Source organism: Microbacterium mcarthurae (genome assembly GCF_046064585.1).
GTDB lineage: Bacteria > Actinomycetota > Actinomycetes > Actinomycetales > Microbacteriaceae > Microbacterium > Microbacterium mcarthurae.
Genome location: NZ_JAROCE010000003.1, coordinates 355,817 through 372,885 on the forward strand (window position 1 = coordinate 355,817; position 17,069 = coordinate 372,885).

Below are 17,069 nucleotides of genomic sequence, written 5' to 3' on the forward strand. Positions count from 1 at the left end.
ATCCATGCCCCGTGCCCCGAAGCTCGCCTCTTTTCCGGCGATCCGCGGAGCCCTGAAGTTCTACCAGATCTGCTCGGTCATCACGGGTGTCGGCCTGCTTCTGCTGGTCGCCGAGATGATCCTGAAGTACACGCCCATCCACAAGGAGTTGTTCCTGGGCGGATCCGGGGGCTTCCTGTGGTTCGCGGATGCCATCCCCGGCCCCGGATGCCAGTGGTTCTCGCTGTTCGTCCCGGGGGGCAGCGGGTGCGACATCGTCTCGACCGGCGACGGCATCAACATCTCGCTCGCGATCCTCGTCGCTCACGGCTGGTTCTACGTCGTGTACCTGTTCTCGTGCTTCCGCGTGTGGAGTCTGATGCGGTGGCCCTTCCGCCGCTTCGTCTTCCTGGCGCTCGGCGGCGTCGTGCCCTTCCTCTCCTTCTTCCTCGAGGTGCGCACCGCTCACGGCGTGCGCGCCTACCTCGCCGAGCGCGAGGCCGCAGAGGCCCCCGCTCCCGTCCCCGCCCCGGAAGGACCCCGGTGACCGAACAGACCGAAACGTCGCAGCGTCCCGTCCTCGTCGTCGACTTCGGCGCCCAGTACGCCCAGCTCATCGCTCGGCGCGTGCGCGAGGCGGGCGTCTACAGCGAGATCGTGCCGCACACCGCGTCCGCGGCAGACATCGCCGCGAAGAATCCGGTGGGGATCATCCTCTCGGGCGGCCCGTCGTCGGTGTACGAAGAAGGGGCTCCCCGCCTGGACGAAGGGGTCTTCGACCTCAACGTCCCCACGCTCGGCATCTGCTACGGCTTCCAGGTCATGGCGCAGGCGCTCGGCGGCGAGGTCGCCAACACCGGTCTCCGTGAGTACGGCGCGACGGATGCCACGGTCGTCACCGAGGGCACGCTGCTCGAGGGGCAGCCGGCCGAGCAGAACGTCTGGATGAGCCACGGCGATCAGGTCTCCCGCGCACCCGAAGGCTTTGAGGTGCTCGCCCGCACCGCCCACACGCCCGTCGCCGCGTTCGCGAACGACACCCGTCGGATGTACGGGGTGCAGTGGCATCCCGAGGTCAAGCACTCCGATCACGGCCAGAACGTGCTCGAGAACTTCCTGCACAAGGCCGCGGGGCTCCCGGCTGACTGGAACAGCGGCAACGTGATTGCCGAGCAGATCGCCCGGATCCGCGAGCAGGTCGGCACCGGCCGGGTGCTCTCGGCTCTCTCGGGCGGCGTCGATTCGGCCGTCTCGACCGCCCTCGTGCACGAGGCCGTGGGCGACCAGCTCGTCGCGGTGTTCGTCGACCACGGTCTCCTCCGCAAGGGCGAGCGCGAGCAAGTCGAGAACGACTACGTCGCCTCGACCGGCGTGCGCCTCATCACCGTCGATGCGCGCGAGACGTTCCTGAACGCCCTCGCCGGGGTGAGCGACCCCGAAGAGAAGCGCAAGATCATCGGCCGCGAGTTCATCCGTGCGTTCGAGAAGGTCCAGGCCGACCTCGTCGCCGAGGCCGAGGCCGAGGGCGAACCGATCCGCTTCCTGGTGCAGGGGACGCTGTACCCCGACGTCGTCGAGTCCGGCGGCGGTGCGGGCACCGCGAACATCAAGAGCCACCACAACGTCGGGGGCCTTCCCGAAGACCTGCAGTTCGAGCTCGTGGAGCCGCTGCGCACCCTGTTCAAGGACGAGGTCCGCGCGATCGGTCGCGAGCTCGGCCTCCCCGAGGCGATCGTGGGCCGCCAGCCGTTTCCGGGGCCCGGTCTTGGCATCCGCATCGTGGGCGAGGTCACCGCTGACCGTCTCGAGATCCTGCGTGAGGCCGACGCCATCGCCCGCGCCGAGCTGACGAAGGCCGGACTGGATGCCGAGATCTGGCAGTGCCCCGTGGTGCTGCTCGCCGACGTGCGCTCGGTCGGCGTGCAGGGCGACGGCCGCACCTACGGCCACCCGATCGTGCTGCGCCCGGTCTCGTCGGAAGACGCGATGACCGCCGACTGGACCCGCCTGCCCTACGACGTGCTGTCGAAGATCAGCAACCGCATCACCAACGAGGTGCGCGAGGTGAACCGCGTCGTGCTCGACGTGACGTCGAAGCCGCCGGGGACCATCGAATGGGAGTGAGCCGGGTCTGACACCGGCTCCCCCTCTGTCGTCAGCGGCGAAGGAGGGCGCGCGGGCCGACCGCGCGAAGGCGCATGGGGGAGGATGGGGGCATGGCGGAGCTGTTCCCCGACGCGTGGTACCTGATCCTGTCGAGCAGGCTCGTCCCCGACCTCGACGGCGGCTACACGATCTCCACCCTCGCGCGGGCGCGGCAGATGGCGGATGCCGGTGCCCCGCCGCTGCTGCTCACGGTCGACCCGGGCACGGCGGACGCGCACGCCGCTCATCGCGCCGAATTCGTCGCCCGTGGGGCGGCGACGGCATCCGAGGTCTTCCGGAATCTGTTCGACGAGGCGGTGGGCGCCGACGGGGGAGCCGCCGAGTGGCTGCGCGCGGCGGCTCGGCCCGGTGGGCCCGATCCGACCTTGGAGTACCGGAGCGTCGCCGGCGGAGCCGTCGATCTGCCGAACGTCGTCGACCCGCACTGGCACCTGTCGTCAGCGCCGATCGTGGTGCGGGACGCGAAGGGTGTCGCTGCGGGCGTCGTCGGAGGCTTCGGCGCGCTGTACCGCGCGTGGCTCGCACACGTCGTCGCGGAACTACGGGAGCGGGTCGATCGCCCCGTCGTGCTGATCTGCGAGTCGCGGCAGCTCGGCGAGCTCCTCGTCGAGTGGGACGACCCCGGTGTCCGCATCCTCCACACTGTGCACACCATCCACCTCGAGCCGCCCTTCACCGCGGATGCGCCCGTCAACGCCCTGTGGGAACGGTGGCTGTCGGTGGCATCCCGGTTCGACGCGGTGCTGTGGCCGACCGCGTCGCAAAGAGACGACGTTCGGGCGCGCTTCGGCGACGACCGGATCGACGTCGTGGCACCCCACGGGGTGCCAGTCCCCTCGGGCGGGTCCCGGGCGGAGAGCGGACCGGTCGTCGTGCTGGGGCGTCTGGCCGCGGGTAAGCGCCTCGATCACGCGATCCGGGCGTTCGCGCGCGTGGTCGCCGACCTCCCGGATGCGCGCCTAGAACTGTGGGGCGCCGGCGCCGAGCACGACCGGCTCGCCGCGCTCGTCCGCGACCTCGGCCTCGAGGGACTCGTCACGCTCCCCGGTCTCACGCTCGACCCGGGCGCGGTGCTCGACTCCGCGTCGGTCTACCTCACGACCTCGGCGTTCGAGGGGCAGGGGCTCGCGCTCGCCGAGGCTCTCGCGCACGGAGTCCCGGTGGTGGCGTACGACATCCGCTACGGTCCGCGCGACATGCTGGCCACGGGTGGCGGCATCCTGGTGCCCGACGGCGACGAGGGCGCGCTCGTCGAGGCCCTCGCTGGCCTCCTCGGCGACACGGCGCTCCGGCAGCGGCTCTCCGCCGAGGCCCGCGCGGCCGCTGCGGCGCTGAGCCCCGCGCGGGCGATGCAGACCGTCGCGGCCGCGTGCGTCGACGCGCTGTCGCGTCCGGCCCGGCGTTAGTCGCGGCGGCGGGCCTGCGCGCGGCCGGTGCTGCACGCGTTCAGTGTCCAAGACACGCGGATGCGAATGAACCCGGTCCGCGTGTCCTGGACACTGAACGCACGCGTTCGGTGCTGCACAAGCTCAGTGTCCAAGACACGCGGATGCGAACGAACCCGGTCCGCGTGTCCTGGACACTGGAATCAGAACACGGGCGCCGCCGCGAACGACACGGCGTCAGGAGCGGCCCGCCCAGGGGTCGTAATCGGCGATCAGGGGCTCCTGCGGGGGCCGTTTGGCATCCGGGACGTGCTGGAGGTTGACCCGCACGCGGTACCAGAGCGAGCTCGAGCCGCGCATGCCGTCGACGAGCACATCGGCCGGGTGGAGGGCTGCGGTCGCATCGGGGTACCGCCGTTTCCACTCCTCGAGAGCGTCGAGGGCTTCGGGCTTCGTCTTGGCGCGTGCGACCTCGATGAGGGGCATCGTCGAGGCGCGGCGGCCCGATCCGTCCGAGCCCCGCGGCGGTTTCTCGGCCGGGCCCATCTCTTCGGCGAGAGCGAGCAGACCCGTCAGCGAGCCCGCGGCGGCGTCGATGCCTTCGTGCGGGTCGCCGATTGCTGTGAAGCGCTCGGGCACCGTGAGCACCGTGAACTCCTCCGGGCGTCGATGGCGGACCTCGTCCCACGTCAGAGGCGTCGACACCCGCGCGTCGGGCAGCGGGCGAATCGAGTACGCGGATGCCACTGTGCGGTCCTTCGCGTTCTGGTTGAAGTCGACGAACACGCTCTCGCCGCGCTCCTCCTTCCACCAGCGGGCGGTGGCGAGCCCCGGTGCCCGGTTCTCGACCTCGCGGGCGAGGGTCTCGGCGGCCAGGCGCACATCGGAGTACTCCCATTCGGGTCGGATCCGGACGAGGATGTGCAGTCCGCGCGATCCCGAGGTCTTCGGCCAGCCGACGAGCCCGTGGTCGTCCAGCACGTCGCGGGCGATGAACGCGACATCGACGATCTGCGCCCAGTCGACGCCGGGCATCGGGTCGAGGTCGATGCGCAGCTCGTCCGGGTGGTCGAGGTCTTCGGCCCGCACGGGGTGAGGGTTGAGGTCGAGGCATCCGAGGTTCACGATCCAGGCAAGGCCGGCGGCGTCGCGGATCACGGTCTCCTCCGCGGACGTGCCCGAGGCGTAGTGCAGCGTCGCCGTATCGATGAAGTCGGGGTGGTTCTCTGGCACGCGCTTCTGGAAGAAGGGCTCCTGTCCGAGGCCCTTGGCGAAGCGCTTGAGCACCATGGGGCGCCCGGCGGCACCGCGCAGTGCTCCGTCGGCGACGGCGAGGTAGTAGCGCACGAGGTCGAGCTTGGTGAGCCCTGGCTCGGGAAACACGACGCGATCCGGGCTGGTGACCCGGACCTCGTGACCGTCGACGTCGAGAACCGTCGGGGGTGTCTTTGCGGGGCTCATGCCGCGAGGCTAGCCCCCTGGCATCCGACGGAGATATCCCTTGCGCGGGCGTGGACGGCGTCCTCTCGCCCCGTTGAATGTCCACAACACGCGGATGCCGCGGGGGCGCGTCCGCGTGTTGTGGACACTGAATGGGCGGGACAGCGGTGCGGGGGCGGCGGTGCTGCGGCGTGTGTCGGGGTGGGCGGGGCATTGAGTGTCCAGGACACGCGGATGCCGCGGGGGTGCGTCCGCGTGTTGTGGACACTGAATGGGCGGGACGGCGGTGCGGGGACGGCGGTGCGGGGACGGCGGTGCTGCCGCGTGTGGCGGGGCGGGGTGGGTGTTGAGTGTCCAGGACACGCGGATGCCGCGGGGGCGCGTCCGCGTGTCTTGGACACTCAACCTGCGGCACGACGGGACGCGGCGGGCCGAGTCGGGCAGGGCCGGAGCCCGCGAACGCCCGCGCAACGACGAAGGGCCGCCCCGAACGGGACGGCCCTTCGAAACGGCGATGCGTCAGTTGTTGCCGCGGAGGATCGCGAGGATGCGCAGGATCTCGACGTACAGCCACACGACGGTGACCATGATGCCGAACGCGCCGACCCAGCCGTAGACCCGCGGGGCGCCGTTGCGGACGCCGCGCTGGATCTGGTCGAAATCGAGCACGAGCGAGTACGCGGCCATGATGACCACGAAGACGCCGATGATGAGACCGAGCGGGATGCCGGCGATCTCAACGCTGCGCAGACCGAACGCGCCACCGGCGAGCGGCACGTTGAAGAGCATCAGGCCGAGGTTGATCAGGCTGAACACGAGGTAGCCGACCATCGCGATCATGAAGATCTTGGTGGCGCGGGCAGAGGCGCGGATCTTGCCGCTGGCGAAGAGGGCGAGAGTCACACCGACGACCGAGAGCGTCGCGAGGGTCGCCTGCACGACGATGCCCGGGTAGAGGAATTCGAAGAAGGCCGAGATGCCACCGACGAAAAGGCCCTCGAACGCCGCGTAGGCGATGAAGACGGGCACCGACGGCTTCTTCTTGAAGATCGCGACCATCGCCAGCACGAAGCCGCCGAGACCACCGATGATCATCGGCAGCACGTTGGGGCTGGGGTTGGCGACCGAGACCGTGCTCATCGTCCAGATCCAGCCGACGACGGCGGTCACGACGAGGACGGCGAAGAGGCCGAGGGTCTTGAAGACGGTGTCTTCGACCGTCATGCGGTCGGTCTGCACCGCGCCCGCGGACGGGGCGGCGTACATGCCCTCGATGTTCGCGGTCTCCGCGGCAGCGGCGGCGGCGTTCGCCGGGGGAGGGCTGTAACGGGTCTGGGCGCCGGCACGAGGGTCCTGGAACGCCGGGGTGTTGAAGGCCGGGTTGTTGAGGGCCACAGGGACTCACACTCCAAATTGCTGGTGATCACAGCACCGTGCTGTCACACAACACTAGCCGAGGAGGCCGCGAGTTTCCTTGCGCTGACTGGGATTCTGCTATGAGCGAGCACGCCCGCCGGGCGCCTGGCTAGCCTGGGCTGGTGCCTTCCGAGCGGCCCCTGATCATCGGTCACCGCGGTGCTCCCGGCTATCTGCCCGAGCACTCCCGTTCCTCGTACGCGCGCGCGATCGCCGCGGGCGTGGATGCCGTCGAGCCCGACGTCGTGCCGACGAGAGACGGGGTGCTCGTGGTCCGGCACGAGAACGAGATCGGCTCGACCACCGACGTGGCGACGCGTCCGCAGTTCGCCGACCGGCGCCGCACGGCCGTGGTCGACGGGGAGCGGCTCGACGGCTGGTTCACCGAGGACTTCACCTGGGCGGAGCTGCGGACCCTCCACTGCCGCGAGCGCATTCCGGAGCTGCGTCCGGGCAGCGCGGCGCACGACGACGAAGACCCGGTGCTGCGACTGCGCGACGTCCTGGACCTCGCGCGCGCCGGCGGCGTGGGGGTGGTGCTCGAGATCAAGCACGCCGCGTTCTTCGCGCGCGCCGGCTTCGACATGGCCGCGCTCGTCGAGACCGAGCTGCGGGATGCCGGGTGGGGGGACGACCCGGCGCTGGTCATCGAGTCGTTCGAGCCCCTCGTCCTGCAGCGGCTGCGGGAGCGTGGCATCCGGGTTCCGCTCGTGCAGTTGCTCGAGGCCGAGGGTGCGCCGTGGGACCTGCGGGAGCGCGACGGGTCTCGGGCGGCGTCCTACGCGTCGATGCTCACCCCGAAGGGTCTCGACGCGCTGGCCCGCGACGTGGACGGCATCAGCCCCGACAAGCGGCTGATCCTCGCGCCGGATCGATTCGGCCGCGCCCGCGGGCCGGCGGAGTTCGTCGGGCACGCGCATCAGCGTGGTCTGCGGGTGTTCACGTGGACGTGTCGCCCCGAGAATCGCTTCCTGCTGCCGGCGTTCCGCGGCCCCGGCGGTCCGGCTGCTTTCGGAGAGTACGAGCGCGAGTGGGCCGTTCTGCGCGAGGCGGCGCTGGACGGGGTGTTCGTGGACCACCCCGACCTGGGCGTGGCGTTCTTCGCGGAATAGACGCCGCCCGGGCGTGCGCCGTGTGAAGGTCATGACCGCAAGCCCCCGCCTCCTGTGGACCGGCGGGGCGAGGATGGCGGGATGACGGTGGACGTGACGGTGGTCGGCGGCGGCATCTCGGGGCTCGCGTGCGCGCGGGCGGTGCGGGATGCCGGTGGTTCGGTGCGCGTGATCGACCGCGGACGCCGGCCAGGCGGACGCCTGGCGAGCCGCACGATCGAGGGGCGTCCGGTCGATCTCGGCGCCTCGTACTTCGTCGTCGGCGATGACCCCGGCTTCCAGCGGGTCACGGCGGACTGGGAGGCCCGAGGCATCGCACGGCCGTGGACCGACACGTTCTCCGCCATCGACGCGGACGGCGCCGAGACCCGCAAGACCGGGCCGATGCGGTGGGCGGCGCCGGGCGGGCTGCGCTCGCTCGCCCTCGACCTCGCTGACGGGCTCGACATCGAATCGGAGCGTGCGGTGGAAAGCGTCGCGCCGTTCCGGGTGGACGGAGCGGATGCCGGTGAGGTCGTGCTCGCGATGCCGGAACCGCAGGCACGGCGTCTGGTCGATGGCATCCCGGTGCGTCCGCAGGAGTGGGAGCCGGTGATCGCCGTGGCGCTGCGATGGGAAGAGCGTCGGTGGCCGGCCGACCTGCACGGCGCGTTCGTCAACGGCGACCCCGACGTCGCGTTCGTGGCCGATGACGGCGACCGTCGCGGCGACGGCGCGCCGGTGCTCGTCGTGCACACCACGGGCGAACGCGCAGCGCGGCACCTCGACGATCCGGATGCCGCGATCGCCCCCGTCACCGCGGCCACGCGAGGCCTCCTGCGGATCGATGTCGAGCCGGTCGCGACGTACGCGCACCGGTGGACCTTCGCCCGGCCCGTCCGGACGACGGGGGAGCCGTTCTTCCGTTCCCCCGGGCTGTCGATGTGCGGCGACGCGTGGGGGGAGTCCGCGGCGGTGCGCACCGCGTGGGCGTCGGGCGACGCGCTCGGGCGTGCGCTCGCGGCATCCTGAATCGGGCGTACCGGGTCCGCGCCGCACCCTGACCGGAAGGGGTGTGTGGGCAAGACGGTTTCCGGGCACCGCGGTGGCATGGTCCCGGGGCATGTCGGCGTGCCCCCGTAGGGTGGGGGGCATGGACGCAGGGGGCGCGGGCATCGAGGCAGTGCAGGTCAAGAGGGCGTTCGGCGCCGTGACGGCGGTGGCGGACGTGACGTTCACGGCCGAACCAGGACGCGTCACCGGCCTGGTCGGACCGAACGGTTCGGGCAAGACGACGCTGCTCCTCATGCTCGCTTCGCTCCTCCGGCCCGACGACGGGCAGGTGCGGATCGCGGGCGTCGACCCCGTGGCCGACCCGGCGGGGGCGCGGCGACTGCTCGGATGGATGCCGGACTCGCTCGGCGCGTGGCCGAGCCTGACGGCGCGCGAGGTGCTCATCGCGACCGCGCAGTTGTACGACCTGTCCCGTGTCGATGCTCGCGAGCGCGCCGACCGGCTCCTGGATCTCGTCGACCTGACCGCTCTCGCGGGATCGGCCGCGCGCGTCCTGTCCCGCGGGCAGAAGCAGCGTCTCGCGCTCGCGCGGGCGCTCGTCCACGAGCCGCGCGTGCTGCTGCTCGACGAGCCGGCGTCGGGCTTGGACCCGCAGGCGCGCATCGCGCTTCGGGTGTTGCTGCGGCGACTGGCGGACGAGGGCTGCACGATTCTCATCTCGAGCCACGTGCTGTCCGAGCTCGAAGAGGTCGTCGACGACGCCGTGTTCCTGCTCGACGGGCGCACCGTCGGGCGCGATCGCGTCGCCGCGGCGACCACACGCGTACGGCCGTGGCGCGTGCGCGTCGCCGCCGACGCGTCCCACGGCGCCGGCTCCGATCGGGAGTCCGTCGCCGCGGCGCTGGGGCGCGCGAGCGGCGACGTCGGGGTCGATCGCCGCGACCTGCTCGTGCCCTTCGCGGACGAGTCCGCGGCCGTCGCCGGTCTGCGCGCGCTGGTGGGAGCCGGCATCCCGATCGTCGAGTTCGCGCCCGCCGTGGGCGACCTCGAACATGCCTTCCTCGACCTTCGAGGAGACGCCGCGGCCGAGGGGAGCCCCGAATGAACGCGCGCCGTCTCGCCACGGTCGTCGGCATCGATCTGCGTCAACGCGTCAGGTCGATGGCCTGGTACATGCTCCTCGGCATCTTCGCCGTGATCCTCCTGGCGCTCCTGCTGATGTCGTTCTCGGCCTTCTCGTTGAACAGCGGCGGCAACGGCTGGTTCTACTCGATCGTCATCATGTTCGTTCTGCTGCTGGTGCTGTTGGTGTCGCCGACGCTGAGCGGCAGCGCCGTCAACGGTGATCGGGATGCCGCGACCCTCGCGCCCGTGCAGGTGACGCTGGTGACGACGGCCGAGATCGTGCTCGGCAAGTTCCTGGCCGCGTGGATCTCGGGGCTCGCATTCCTCGTCGTCGCTCTGCCGTTCGTCGTCGTCGCGACGCTCGCGGGCGAGCTGAATCCGGCGGTGATCGCGTCGTCTCTCGGCATCCTGGTGCTCGAGGTGGGCGTGGTCGCCGCGATCGGCGTCGGGGTCAGCGCGATCGTCGCGCGGCCGGTCTTCTCGGTGGCCACGACGTATCTGGTGGTGGCGGCGCTGACGGTCGGGACGCTCATCGCGTTCGGCCTGGGCGGCGCGGCGCTGCGGTCGGAGCAGACGGTCACCACGCGCGATGTGAACTGGGAGGCCGTGCCCGCCGGCTGCGATCCCTACCTGCCCGATGATGGCATTCAGTGCCCCACCGTGGAGGAGATCGGCTGCACGACGTCGTCGTACACGAGCGAGGTCCCGCGCTTCGATCGCGTGTGGGGCGTCCTCGCCGCCAACCCGTTCGTGATTCTCGCCGACGCGACCCCGCCGACCTACGACGCCTACGGCAACCCGTCCGACCTGTTCTCGCAGATCGCCTCGGGAGTGCGCCTGGCGCAGATCGCGCCGGAACCGGAGCTCGAGTACGACTATTGCGCGAGTACGCCGCAGGGCGACGACTCCGTGGAGGACCGCACCGAAGGCACAGTGCCGAGCTGGTTCGTGGGGCTGTTCGTGCAACTGCTCCTCGGTGCCGGGCTCCTCGCATGGGGGATCGCCCGCACGCGCACGCCCGCGCGGCGGCTGCCTCCGGGCACGCGGATCGCCTGAGGCCCCCGGCCGGAGAAGCGCCCTCAGCGCAGCCGCGCGTCCAGGGCGACAGCGTCGTGCGGTGCTCGTCCGCGCGCGTCATTGTCGAAGTACACGTACACGTCGCGCGGCATCCCGTCTCCTCCCGCACCGGACTGCCACCGGCGGACGCGATCGGCCCAGACGTCGAGCTCTTCGTCGGTGTAGCCGCTGGCGTACAGTTCGGTCGACCCGTGCAGGCGGACGTACACGTGATGGGCGTTGACGGCGTCGAACGCGGGCCAGCGTCCCGCGGTGTCGGCGAGCACGAGCGCGACGTCGTGGGCGCGCAGGATGTCGGCCACCCGCGGATCGGCGAAGGAAGGCGAGCGCGGTTCGAGCGCGTGGCGCAACGGCCGGTCGTCCTCGATGTCGAGCCACGCTCGTCCATCGAGGCGGACGTCGTGGTCGCGGGCGAGCGTCAGTGCCGCACCCGTGGTGCGGGGGAGCGTGGCGAGGAAGTCATCGAGGATGCCGGGGTCGAACTCGATCCGCTCCGGTAACTGCCACAGGAGGGGGCCGAGCGTCGGGCCCAGCGCCAGCACCCCCGAGGCGAAGAAGTTCGCGAGCCCGACATGCGCGTTCCGGAGCCGCAGCATGTGCGTGACATACCGCGAGCCCTTCACCGCGAAGACGAAGTCTTCCGGCACCTCGGCACGCCACCTCTGGTAGCTCTCGGGCCGCTGCAGCGAGTAGAACGATCCGTTCAGTTCCACGCTCGGCAGGCGCTCGGCGATGTACTCGAGCTCCCGCCGCTGCACGAGGCCGCGGGGATAGAAGTCTCCCCGCCACCTCGGGTAGCGCCAGCCGGAGGTGCCGACGAAGGCTGTGCCGGTCAGGCGTGACCTTCCGCTGCGGGAGCGTCGTCGTCCAGAGCGTCGCCGGTGTGGTCGTCGAGATCGACGTTCTCTTCGGCTTCGGCGGCATCCTCGCGGACGTCGTCGGTGACGGCGTCGGTGGGGGCGCCGCTGTCGGCGCGGGCGTCGTCGGCGTGGCGGGTGGGGAGATCAGGAGTGCTCATGCCGCCACGCTGCCCCATCGCTGCGCGACGGGCGACCCGCTTGACAGGCGCGGAGCCGCTAGTCGGTGGCATCCGGAAGCGACAGGTCGGCCGCGGGCCACGCCGGAAGCGGGTCGTCGAAACCCGTCCAGGCTTCGGGTCCGGCCGCGAGCTCGTCGTCGGTCAGCGCTGCCGTATCGAGAACATGGCGCAGACGCGGTTCCGAGAGGTCGAGGCCGGTGAACGCGATCTCCTGTCCGAGTCCCATCCGGCCGTCGTCCGTGCCGATCGGCTCGATCCACATCGCCGACCCGACGTGTTCCCAGCGTGCCAGGATGCCGGGGCGCGAGGCCAGGCGGCAGAAGCCGGCGGAACGGATGAGGCGTCCCGCGGCTCCGTCGTCGAGGCGGTCGAGCGCCGTCTGCAGACGGGCCGGGTGGAAGGGGCGCACCTGGTCGTAGCGGAGAGTGCTCACACGATTGTCACGCATGTACGGGTCATGTTCGTCGTTGAGGGCGCGGACCCAGCCCGCGCGCTCGAGGATCTCCGTCTCTTCGTCTCGCGTAGTTCCGACGTGCAGGTCGGCGCGCGGGTCGCGCGTGAGCCGGAGAGTGGCGCCGGGGTTGAGGTGCGAGGCGAGCGCCATCTGCACGGCGAGGGCGGCCGTGGGCACCTGCTCCCAGTTGACCCACACGATGCGGGTGGCCAGCTCCAGCGCGAGCGCGGCCTGGCGCGCCCGCGCGCCGACGTCGCCGCGTGTATCGCCGGGAGGGGCGGATGCCACCAGGGGAGCGTCGTCGAGGAGATCGCCGATCATGTGGCGCGCGTCGACGACGCACACCGCCTCGACATCGACCCCGCCGCGCGCACTGATCGCGTGGATCAGATCGACGTCGGTGCCGAGGTCGACCACGACGTGTTCGTCGCTGCCGCGGGGGCGCGGGTGGGGGAGCGCGTGTGCGGCGCGGAGGTCGCGGTAGCGGAGCAGGTGCAGCGGTCGCGCGAGAGTGGCGGCGGTCCGCTCGGCGTAGGCCTGGCGTTCCGGTGCGCACACACCCATCGTCGCGATCGTCTTCTCCACGGCATCCGCCTCTCGTTTGTCGGGAATCGAGGCACAGCCTATCGTGTTGTTGAGAACGGTTATCAACAGGAGGATGCCATGAAAGTCCGCAACTCGCTCAAGTCGCTGAAGAACCAGCCCGGTGCGCAGGTGGTGCGCCGGCGCGGGCGCGTGTTCGTCATCAACAAGCTGAACCCCCGCTGGAAGGGCCGCCAGGGATAACGGAAACGACAACCGTTCCCGATTACCTGAACACATTGCAATTCGTTTATGCATATGGTGCTCTGGAGGTGTGGACAGGATCGCGGGACTCGACGAAGCCGCTGAGCTGTTCAAGGTCCTCGGCAACGAGTCGCGTCTCGCGCTCGTCTGGCTGCTGAGCCGCGAACCGCTCACGGTCGGTGCGCTCGCCGCTCGAACCGGCCTGTCGCAGCCCCTGGTGTCGCAACACCTGCGGACGCTGCGCCAGGCGGGTTTGGTGAGTTCGGAACGCGAGGGGAAAGAAATCCGGTACGCCCTCGCCGACCAGCACGTCGCTCACGTCGTGCTCGATGCGATCGCCCACGTCCAAGAACCGAAGGATCAGGGGAACGAGCGATGAGCACCACCGAAACACACGCCGAGCACACCGTCACCGAGCACGCGCACGGCGACGACTGCGGCCACCAGAAGATCGAGCACGGCGACCACGTCGACTACGTGCACGGCACCCATCATCACGCTCTGCACGGCGACCACTACGACGAGCACGAGTCCAAGGCCGAACACGGACTCGACGAGCACGCACACGGCGACGATTGCGGTCACGAGACGGTCCCGCACGACGATCACGTCGACTACGTGCACGACGGGCACCGCCACGCCCCGCACGACGACCACTACGACGAGCACTGAGTCTCGCGGAGAGGTGAGGAAGGTCCGATCTCCCGTTGGGGAGACCGGGCCTTCGCCTTCCCACCGTCCGTGAAGGGTCGTGCCGCCGGGGCTCGATGGTGCGGAACGCGTGCCGCAGGAGATCGCGATGGTCGACGGTGACCGGGTCTCGTGTACGGGCGCCGACGTGCGTGCGGCGCTCGTCAGCGCGGCGTCCGGGACCACCGCCTCCAACGTGAACGCAGAAATGCCGTCAATAACTCTATTAGCGTTAAAGTTAATAAGGGAGGCGCCGGTGGCAACGTACGTGGAGCGAACCTGGGTACCCTCCGGCGGTGGACAGCTCAGCAGGCGTGATCGCGCGCCCGGACGCTATCTCGCTTACGTCCCCGATGAGCTTGGGGCACATCTCCCGAACGTGGGGGAGGAGGCGCGGAGCGCCGCCGCTGACGCGCTCGTGGCGCTCGCGCGCGCGGACGAGCGCTTGCGGACGCGGGCCGCGTACCTCTCGCATCTGCTCGTTCGCTCCGAGAGCATCTCTTCGTCGTGGATCGAGGGCAATCGCGTGACTCCCAAGCGCCTCGCGATCGCCGAGTCTCTCCATCATGGTTCGCGCGTCGCGTTGGACGTCATCGCCAACGTCCGCGCCACGGAGGATGCCGTCGCCGCGCTCGCCGACCGGAAGCGCCGCATCTCCGTCGACGACATCGAGAAGCTTCAGCACCTTATCGAGCCTGCCCTGCCGCGAGGGCTGCGCACCGAGCAGAACTGGGTGGGAGGTTCGGGCTGGAGTCCGATCCGCGCCGAGTTCGTGCCTCCTCCCGAGACGGAAGTGCACCGGCTCGTGGCCGACCTCGCGGCTTTCGTGACCCGGACCGAGGGGAACCCCGTCATCAGGGCGGCGATCGCGCACGCGCAATTCGAGACGATTCATCCGTTCATCGACGGCAACGGGCGCACGGGGAGAGCGCTGATTCACACCGTGCTCCGCCGGTCGGATGCGCTGCGCTCGATCCTGATCCCGATCAGTACGGTCTTCGCCGGTGACACGGGCGCCTACATCGCCGGGCTGACCGCCTACCGCGCGGGGCGACTCGGCGAATGGATCGTATCCTTCGCGCACGCCAGTGAGCTCGCGGCGGAGAACGCTGTTCGCCTCGCGGAGGATGTCGCGGACCTCGACGAGCGGACGTTCCGCAGGCTGCTCGACCACCGCCGGGAACGCGGGACGACTCCGGTCGTTCCGCGAAGCGATGCGGTGGTGCGAAAGGTTCTGGATCGGCTCGCGGCCGAGCCGGTCGTCACACTTCGCAGCGTCGCCGAGAGATACGGGGTTTCGACGACGGCGGCGCACCGGGCCTTGTCCGAACTTCAGGACGCGGGCATCCTGGCCCGCACGAAAGATCAGCGCGGCCGCGTCGTGTGCTGGAGCGCCGACCGGCACCTCGGCCTCGTGGCGCTGACGGAGCGGAGCAATCGCATCGGAGCGGGCGACACTGCTGGACGCCGACCGCGCAACGCGCCGGCGGCGCCGGACATCGAACAGGTCGGAAGGCTGCGCGGCATCGAGCCGTAGATCGCTCGGCGAAGTGGACGCGACGGCGGGAGTCGAACCCGCCACGCCTTCGGTTATGAGCCGAGGCCCGGGACCGCCCGGATCGCCGCGATGTGTCTCCACGCTAAGCGCGTGCCTCGCCGCCGCCAATGACCGTTGCGAGAGATGACGGGATGTGTCTCCGTGTGGCGCAGGGAAGGGACGGTCAGTGAGCCCGGCGCCCCTCGAGGATGGCTCGCGTCGAGTGCTCGAGATGTGCCCGCACCGCCCGCTCCGGGTCGGCCAGGGCTTCCTCGACGTAGGCGCGGTGCTCCGTCGTCAGGGCGCCCGGTGCGTAGGCGGGCCGGACGTGGGTGAGCAGCAGGTGCATCTCGGAATCGAGGCGGCGGTACTCCTCGGCGATGCGGGGGGAGTCGGCGGCATCCACGAGAGCCCCGTGCACGCGGGTGTGCGCCTCGAGGGTGGCCGGCCAGTCTCCGGATGCTTCGGCGGCAGACAGGGCGTCGAGCGCGGCGTCGACGTCGGGAGGGCGGATGCCACGGTCGCGCACGATCCGCAGGGCCTCGGTCTCGAGCGCGCAGCGCAGGTGCTGCAGGGAGACGAGCGCGGCGTCGTCGAGGAGCGAGACGCGGACGCCGCGATACGGCTCGGCGGTGACCAGCCGCTCGGCCGTCAGCGTCGCGAGCGCGGTGCGAGCGGTGTGGCGGGAGACGCCGTGGGTCGCGCTCAGCTCCTCTTCGCGCAGCGGCGTACCGGGGGAGAGCTCGCCCGACAGGATGCCACGGCGCACCGCGTCCGCGACGACGTCCGCCGCGCGCGGACCCGGGGCGCCGTGGGGGCGCGATGCATCGCGCGCCGCGGGCGCGCCGGTGTCGGAAGCGGCCGCTCGACCGGTGGGCCGGCGGGGCGGCAGCATCGGGGGATCACGCCGGGGTCGTGGCATCCGGAACCCCCTCACGCCGACGAGACGGAGCCGACACCACGGCGAGGCCCGCGGCGATGAGCGCGAGGCCGATGGCGCTCACGGGCGTGAGCTGTTCGTGCAGCACGAGGAGTCCGAGGAGCGTCGCGCCGAGCGGTTCGGCGAGGGTCAGCGTCGACACGGTCACAGCGGTCAGGCGCGCCAATCCCCACCCGAACAGCAGGTACGCGACCGCGGTCGTCACGATCCCGAGCCACAGCGCGAGCGCGAGTCCGTTCGGGGTGAGCAGCCACGACGTCCCCGCGGTGAGCAGCACCGGGACGCTCGCGACAGCGGCCACGCCGAAGACGGTGCCCATGACCCGTGTGGAATCCCACCCCCTCTCGATCAGCGCCTTGCCGCACACGGTATAGAGGGCGTACGACATGCCCGCACCCGCCGACGCGAACAGGCCCCCCGGGGCGAGAGCGACACCGCCACCGGTCACACCCGACACCAGCACGACGCCGGTGAGGGCGATCGCGGTGGCGAGCATCCAGCGGCCCGATGGCAGGCGGCGCGAGCGGATGGCATCCACGATCCCCGTCGCGATCGGCGCAGAACCGAGGGCCACGACCGTGCCGATCGCCACGCCGTTCTCTCGCGTGCCGAGGAAGAACAGGGGTTGGTAGGCGAGCACTCCGACGGCGGCGATGCCGACGAGCACTGCCGTGGACCCGCGTGACGGGGCCCTTCGCGGGCGGGACGACCGCGCGCGCGACAGTGCGATGAGGCCCAGGATGCCGCCGCCCACCACGATGCGCGCGGCGCCGACGGCCAGCGGAGAGGCGTCGACACCGGCGAGAGCCTGCGCCGTGCCCGTCGTCGCGAAGCACAGGGCGGCAGCCAGAACGGCGAGCGCGGGCAGCATGGATGAATTGTTACACAATCCCGGTGATGAGCGTGGCGCGGGAGAGCGTTGCGCCCGTG

At 70.8% G+C, this 17,069-nt stretch carries 18 protein-coding genes and 1 tRNA gene; 11 read left to right on the top strand and 8 right to left on the bottom strand.

Annotated features, from left to right (window positions below):
* Nucleotides 1–4 precede the first annotated feature (4 nt).
* The 3 genes from P5G46_RS11765 (at nucleotide 5) to P5G46_RS11775 (ending at nucleotide 3,551) form a co-directional block, all read left to right on the top strand.
* Nucleotides 5–526 carry a DUF3817 domain-containing protein gene (locus P5G46_RS11765; RefSeq protein ID WP_239274866.1) on the top strand — a complete coding sequence of 174 codons (522 nt, stop codon included), beginning with the start codon at nucleotides 5–7 and terminating at the stop codon, nucleotides 524–526.
* Nucleotides 523–2,103: a glutamine-hydrolyzing GMP synthase gene (gene guaA, locus P5G46_RS11770; RefSeq protein ID WP_408905755.1), complete on the top strand. Its 1,581-nt coding sequence runs from the start codon at nucleotides 523–525 to the stop codon at nucleotides 2,101–2,103. The genes P5G46_RS11765 and guaA overlap by 4 nt, the downstream gene beginning before the upstream one ends.
* Nucleotides 2,104–2,195: 92 nt before the next feature.
* Entirely contained in the window at nucleotides 2,196–3,551 is a 1,356-nt protein-coding gene (locus P5G46_RS11775; RefSeq protein WP_408905756.1) for a glycosyltransferase, read from the top strand.
* A gap of 216 nt (nucleotides 3,552–3,767) precedes the next feature.
* Here the strand turns inward: P5G46_RS11775 and ligD are convergent, their stop codons facing one another.
* Together ligD and P5G46_RS11785 are read right to left on the bottom strand one after the other, a co-directional pair.
* Nucleotides 3,768–4,991, bottom strand: coding sequence for a non-homologous end-joining DNA ligase (ligD, locus tag P5G46_RS11780; protein WP_408905757.1), 1,224 nt, complete (start codon nucleotides 4,989–4,991; stop codon nucleotides 3,768–3,770).
* Nucleotides 4,992–5,489: 498 nt separating this feature from the next.
* The gene (locus P5G46_RS11785; RefSeq protein WP_239274870.1) at nucleotides 5,490–6,365 is read right to left on the bottom strand and encodes a Bax inhibitor-1/YccA family protein; all 876 of its coding nucleotides are present in this window, start codon (nucleotides 6,363–6,365) and stop codon (nucleotides 5,490–5,492) included.
* Nucleotides 6,366–6,508: 143 nt separating this feature from the next.
* Here P5G46_RS11785 and P5G46_RS11790 point away from each other — a divergent pair, with 143 nt between their 5' ends.
* From P5G46_RS11790 to P5G46_RS11805, 4 genes are all read left to right on the top strand, one after another.
* Nucleotides 6,509–7,498 (top strand): glycerophosphodiester phosphodiesterase family protein, encoded by a 990-nt coding sequence (locus tag P5G46_RS11790; protein WP_408905758.1) that lies wholly within the window; start codon nucleotides 6,509–6,511, stop codon nucleotides 7,496–7,498.
* An 81-nt stretch (nucleotides 7,499–7,579) separates the two neighbouring features.
* Nucleotides 7,580–8,509 (top strand): NAD(P)/FAD-dependent oxidoreductase, encoded by a 930-nt coding sequence (locus P5G46_RS11795; RefSeq protein WP_408905759.1) that lies wholly within the window; start codon nucleotides 7,580–7,582, stop codon nucleotides 8,507–8,509.
* 121 nt (nucleotides 8,510–8,630) lie between these two features.
* Nucleotides 8,631–9,596 (top strand): ABC transporter ATP-binding protein, encoded by a 966-nt coding sequence (locus P5G46_RS11800; protein WP_408905760.1) that lies wholly within the window; start codon nucleotides 8,631–8,633, stop codon nucleotides 9,594–9,596.
* On the top strand, nucleotides 9,593–10,672 hold the full coding sequence (locus tag P5G46_RS11805) for an ABC transporter permease (protein ID WP_408905761.1): 1,080 nt from the start codon (nucleotides 9,593–9,595) through the stop codon (nucleotides 10,670–10,672). The genes P5G46_RS11800 and P5G46_RS11805 overlap by 4 nt, the downstream gene beginning before the upstream one ends.
* A gap of 23 nt (nucleotides 10,673–10,695) precedes the next feature.
* On the opposite strand, the gene P5G46_RS11810 is transcribed toward P5G46_RS11805, so the two are convergent.
* The 3 genes from P5G46_RS11810 to P5G46_RS11820 are packed head-to-tail and all read right to left on the bottom strand — an operon-like array spanning nucleotide 10,696 to nucleotide 12,771.
* Nucleotides 10,696–11,529, bottom strand: a complete 834-nt coding sequence (locus P5G46_RS11810) for a DUF72 domain-containing protein (protein ID WP_408905811.1) — start codon at nucleotides 11,527–11,529, stop codon at nucleotides 10,696–10,698.
* A complete protein-coding gene (locus P5G46_RS11815; RefSeq protein WP_239274875.1) occupies nucleotides 11,526–11,711 on the bottom strand; it encodes a hypothetical protein in 186 nt (61 codons plus the stop codon). The genes P5G46_RS11810 and P5G46_RS11815 overlap by 4 nt, the downstream gene beginning before the upstream one ends.
* Nucleotides 11,712–11,769: 58 nt before the next feature.
* A complete protein-coding gene (locus tag P5G46_RS11820) occupies nucleotides 11,770–12,771 on the bottom strand; it encodes a GTP-binding protein (RefSeq protein ID WP_408905762.1) in 1,002 nt (333 codons plus the stop codon).
* A 78-nt stretch (nucleotides 12,772–12,849) separates the two neighbouring features.
* On the opposite strand from P5G46_RS11820, the gene ykgO reads away from it, so the two are divergent.
* The 4 genes from ykgO to P5G46_RS11840 all read left to right on the top strand — a co-directional run bounded on the left by ykgO (nucleotide 12,850) and on the right by P5G46_RS11840 (nucleotide 15,199).
* A complete protein-coding gene (gene ykgO / locus P5G46_RS11825) occupies nucleotides 12,850–12,972 on the top strand; it encodes a type B 50S ribosomal protein L36 (protein WP_077050572.1) in 123 nt (40 codons plus the stop codon).
* A gap of 70 nt (nucleotides 12,973–13,042) precedes the next feature.
* Nucleotides 13,043–13,351: an ArsR/SmtB family transcription factor gene (locus P5G46_RS11830; RefSeq protein ID WP_239274877.1), complete on the top strand. Its 309-nt coding sequence runs from the start codon at nucleotides 13,043–13,045 to the stop codon at nucleotides 13,349–13,351.
* On the top strand, nucleotides 13,348–13,644 hold the full coding sequence (locus P5G46_RS11835; protein ID WP_239274878.1) for a hypothetical protein: 297 nt from the start codon (nucleotides 13,348–13,350) through the stop codon (nucleotides 13,642–13,644). Before P5G46_RS11830 ends, P5G46_RS11835 begins: the two co-directional genes overlap by 4 nt.
* Nucleotides 13,645–13,723: 79 nt before the next feature.
* Nucleotides 13,724–15,199, top strand: a complete 1,476-nt coding sequence (locus P5G46_RS11840; RefSeq protein WP_408905763.1) for a Fic family protein — start codon at nucleotides 13,724–13,726, stop codon at nucleotides 15,197–15,199.
* Nucleotides 15,200–15,213: 14 nt separating this feature from the next.
* On the opposite strand, the gene P5G46_RS11845 is transcribed toward P5G46_RS11840, so the two are convergent.
* The 3 genes from P5G46_RS11845 to P5G46_RS11855 form a co-directional block, all read right to left on the bottom strand.
* Nucleotides 15,214–15,289 (bottom strand) — tRNA-Met (locus P5G46_RS11845).
* A 94-nt stretch (nucleotides 15,290–15,383) separates the two neighbouring features.
* A complete protein-coding gene (locus P5G46_RS11850) occupies nucleotides 15,384–16,121 on the bottom strand; it encodes a GntR family transcriptional regulator (protein WP_408905764.1) in 738 nt (245 codons plus the stop codon).
* Nucleotides 16,102–17,010 (bottom strand): DMT family transporter, encoded by a 909-nt coding sequence (locus P5G46_RS11855; RefSeq protein ID WP_408905765.1) that lies wholly within the window; start codon nucleotides 17,008–17,010, stop codon nucleotides 16,102–16,104. The genes P5G46_RS11850 and P5G46_RS11855 overlap by 20 nt, the downstream gene beginning before the upstream one ends.
* Between the last annotated feature and the right edge of the window lie 59 nt (nucleotides 17,011–17,069).

Coding starts and splice junctions, on each gene's coding strand:
- P5G46_RS11765 (WP_239274866.1), top strand. CDS start 5: ATGCCCCGTGCCCCGAAGCTCGCCTCTTTTCCGGCGATCCGCGGAGCC.
- P5G46_RS11775 (WP_408905756.1), top strand. CDS start 2,196: ATGGCGGAGCTGTTCCCCGACGCGTGGTACCTGATCCTGTCGAGCAGG.
- ligD (WP_408905757.1), bottom strand. CDS start 4,991: ATGAGCCCCGCAAAGACACCCCCGACGGTTCTCGACGTCGACGGTCAC.
- P5G46_RS11795 (WP_408905759.1), top strand. CDS start 7,580: ATGACGGTGGACGTGACGGTGGTCGGCGGCGGCATCTCGGGGCTCGCG.
- P5G46_RS11800 (WP_408905760.1), top strand. CDS start 8,631: ATGGACGCAGGGGGCGCGGGCATCGAGGCAGTGCAGGTCAAGAGGGCG.
- P5G46_RS11805 (WP_408905761.1), top strand. CDS start 9,593: ATGAACGCGCGCCGTCTCGCCACGGTCGTCGGCATCGATCTGCGTCAA.
- P5G46_RS11815 (WP_239274875.1), bottom strand. CDS start 11,711: ATGAGCACTCCTGATCTCCCCACCCGCCACGCCGACGACGCCCGCGCC.
- ykgO (WP_077050572.1), top strand. CDS start 12,850: ATGAAAGTCCGCAACTCGCTCAAGTCGCTGAAGAACCAGCCCGGTGCG.
- P5G46_RS11835 (WP_239274878.1), top strand. CDS start 13,348: ATGAGCACCACCGAAACACACGCCGAGCACACCGTCACCGAGCACGCG.
- P5G46_RS11850 (WP_408905764.1), bottom strand. CDS start 16,121: ATGCCACGACCCCGGCGTGATCCCCCGATGCTGCCGCCCCGCCGGCCC.
- P5G46_RS11855 (WP_408905765.1), bottom strand. CDS start 17,010: ATGCTGCCCGCGCTCGCCGTTCTGGCTGCCGCCCTGTGCTTCGCGACG.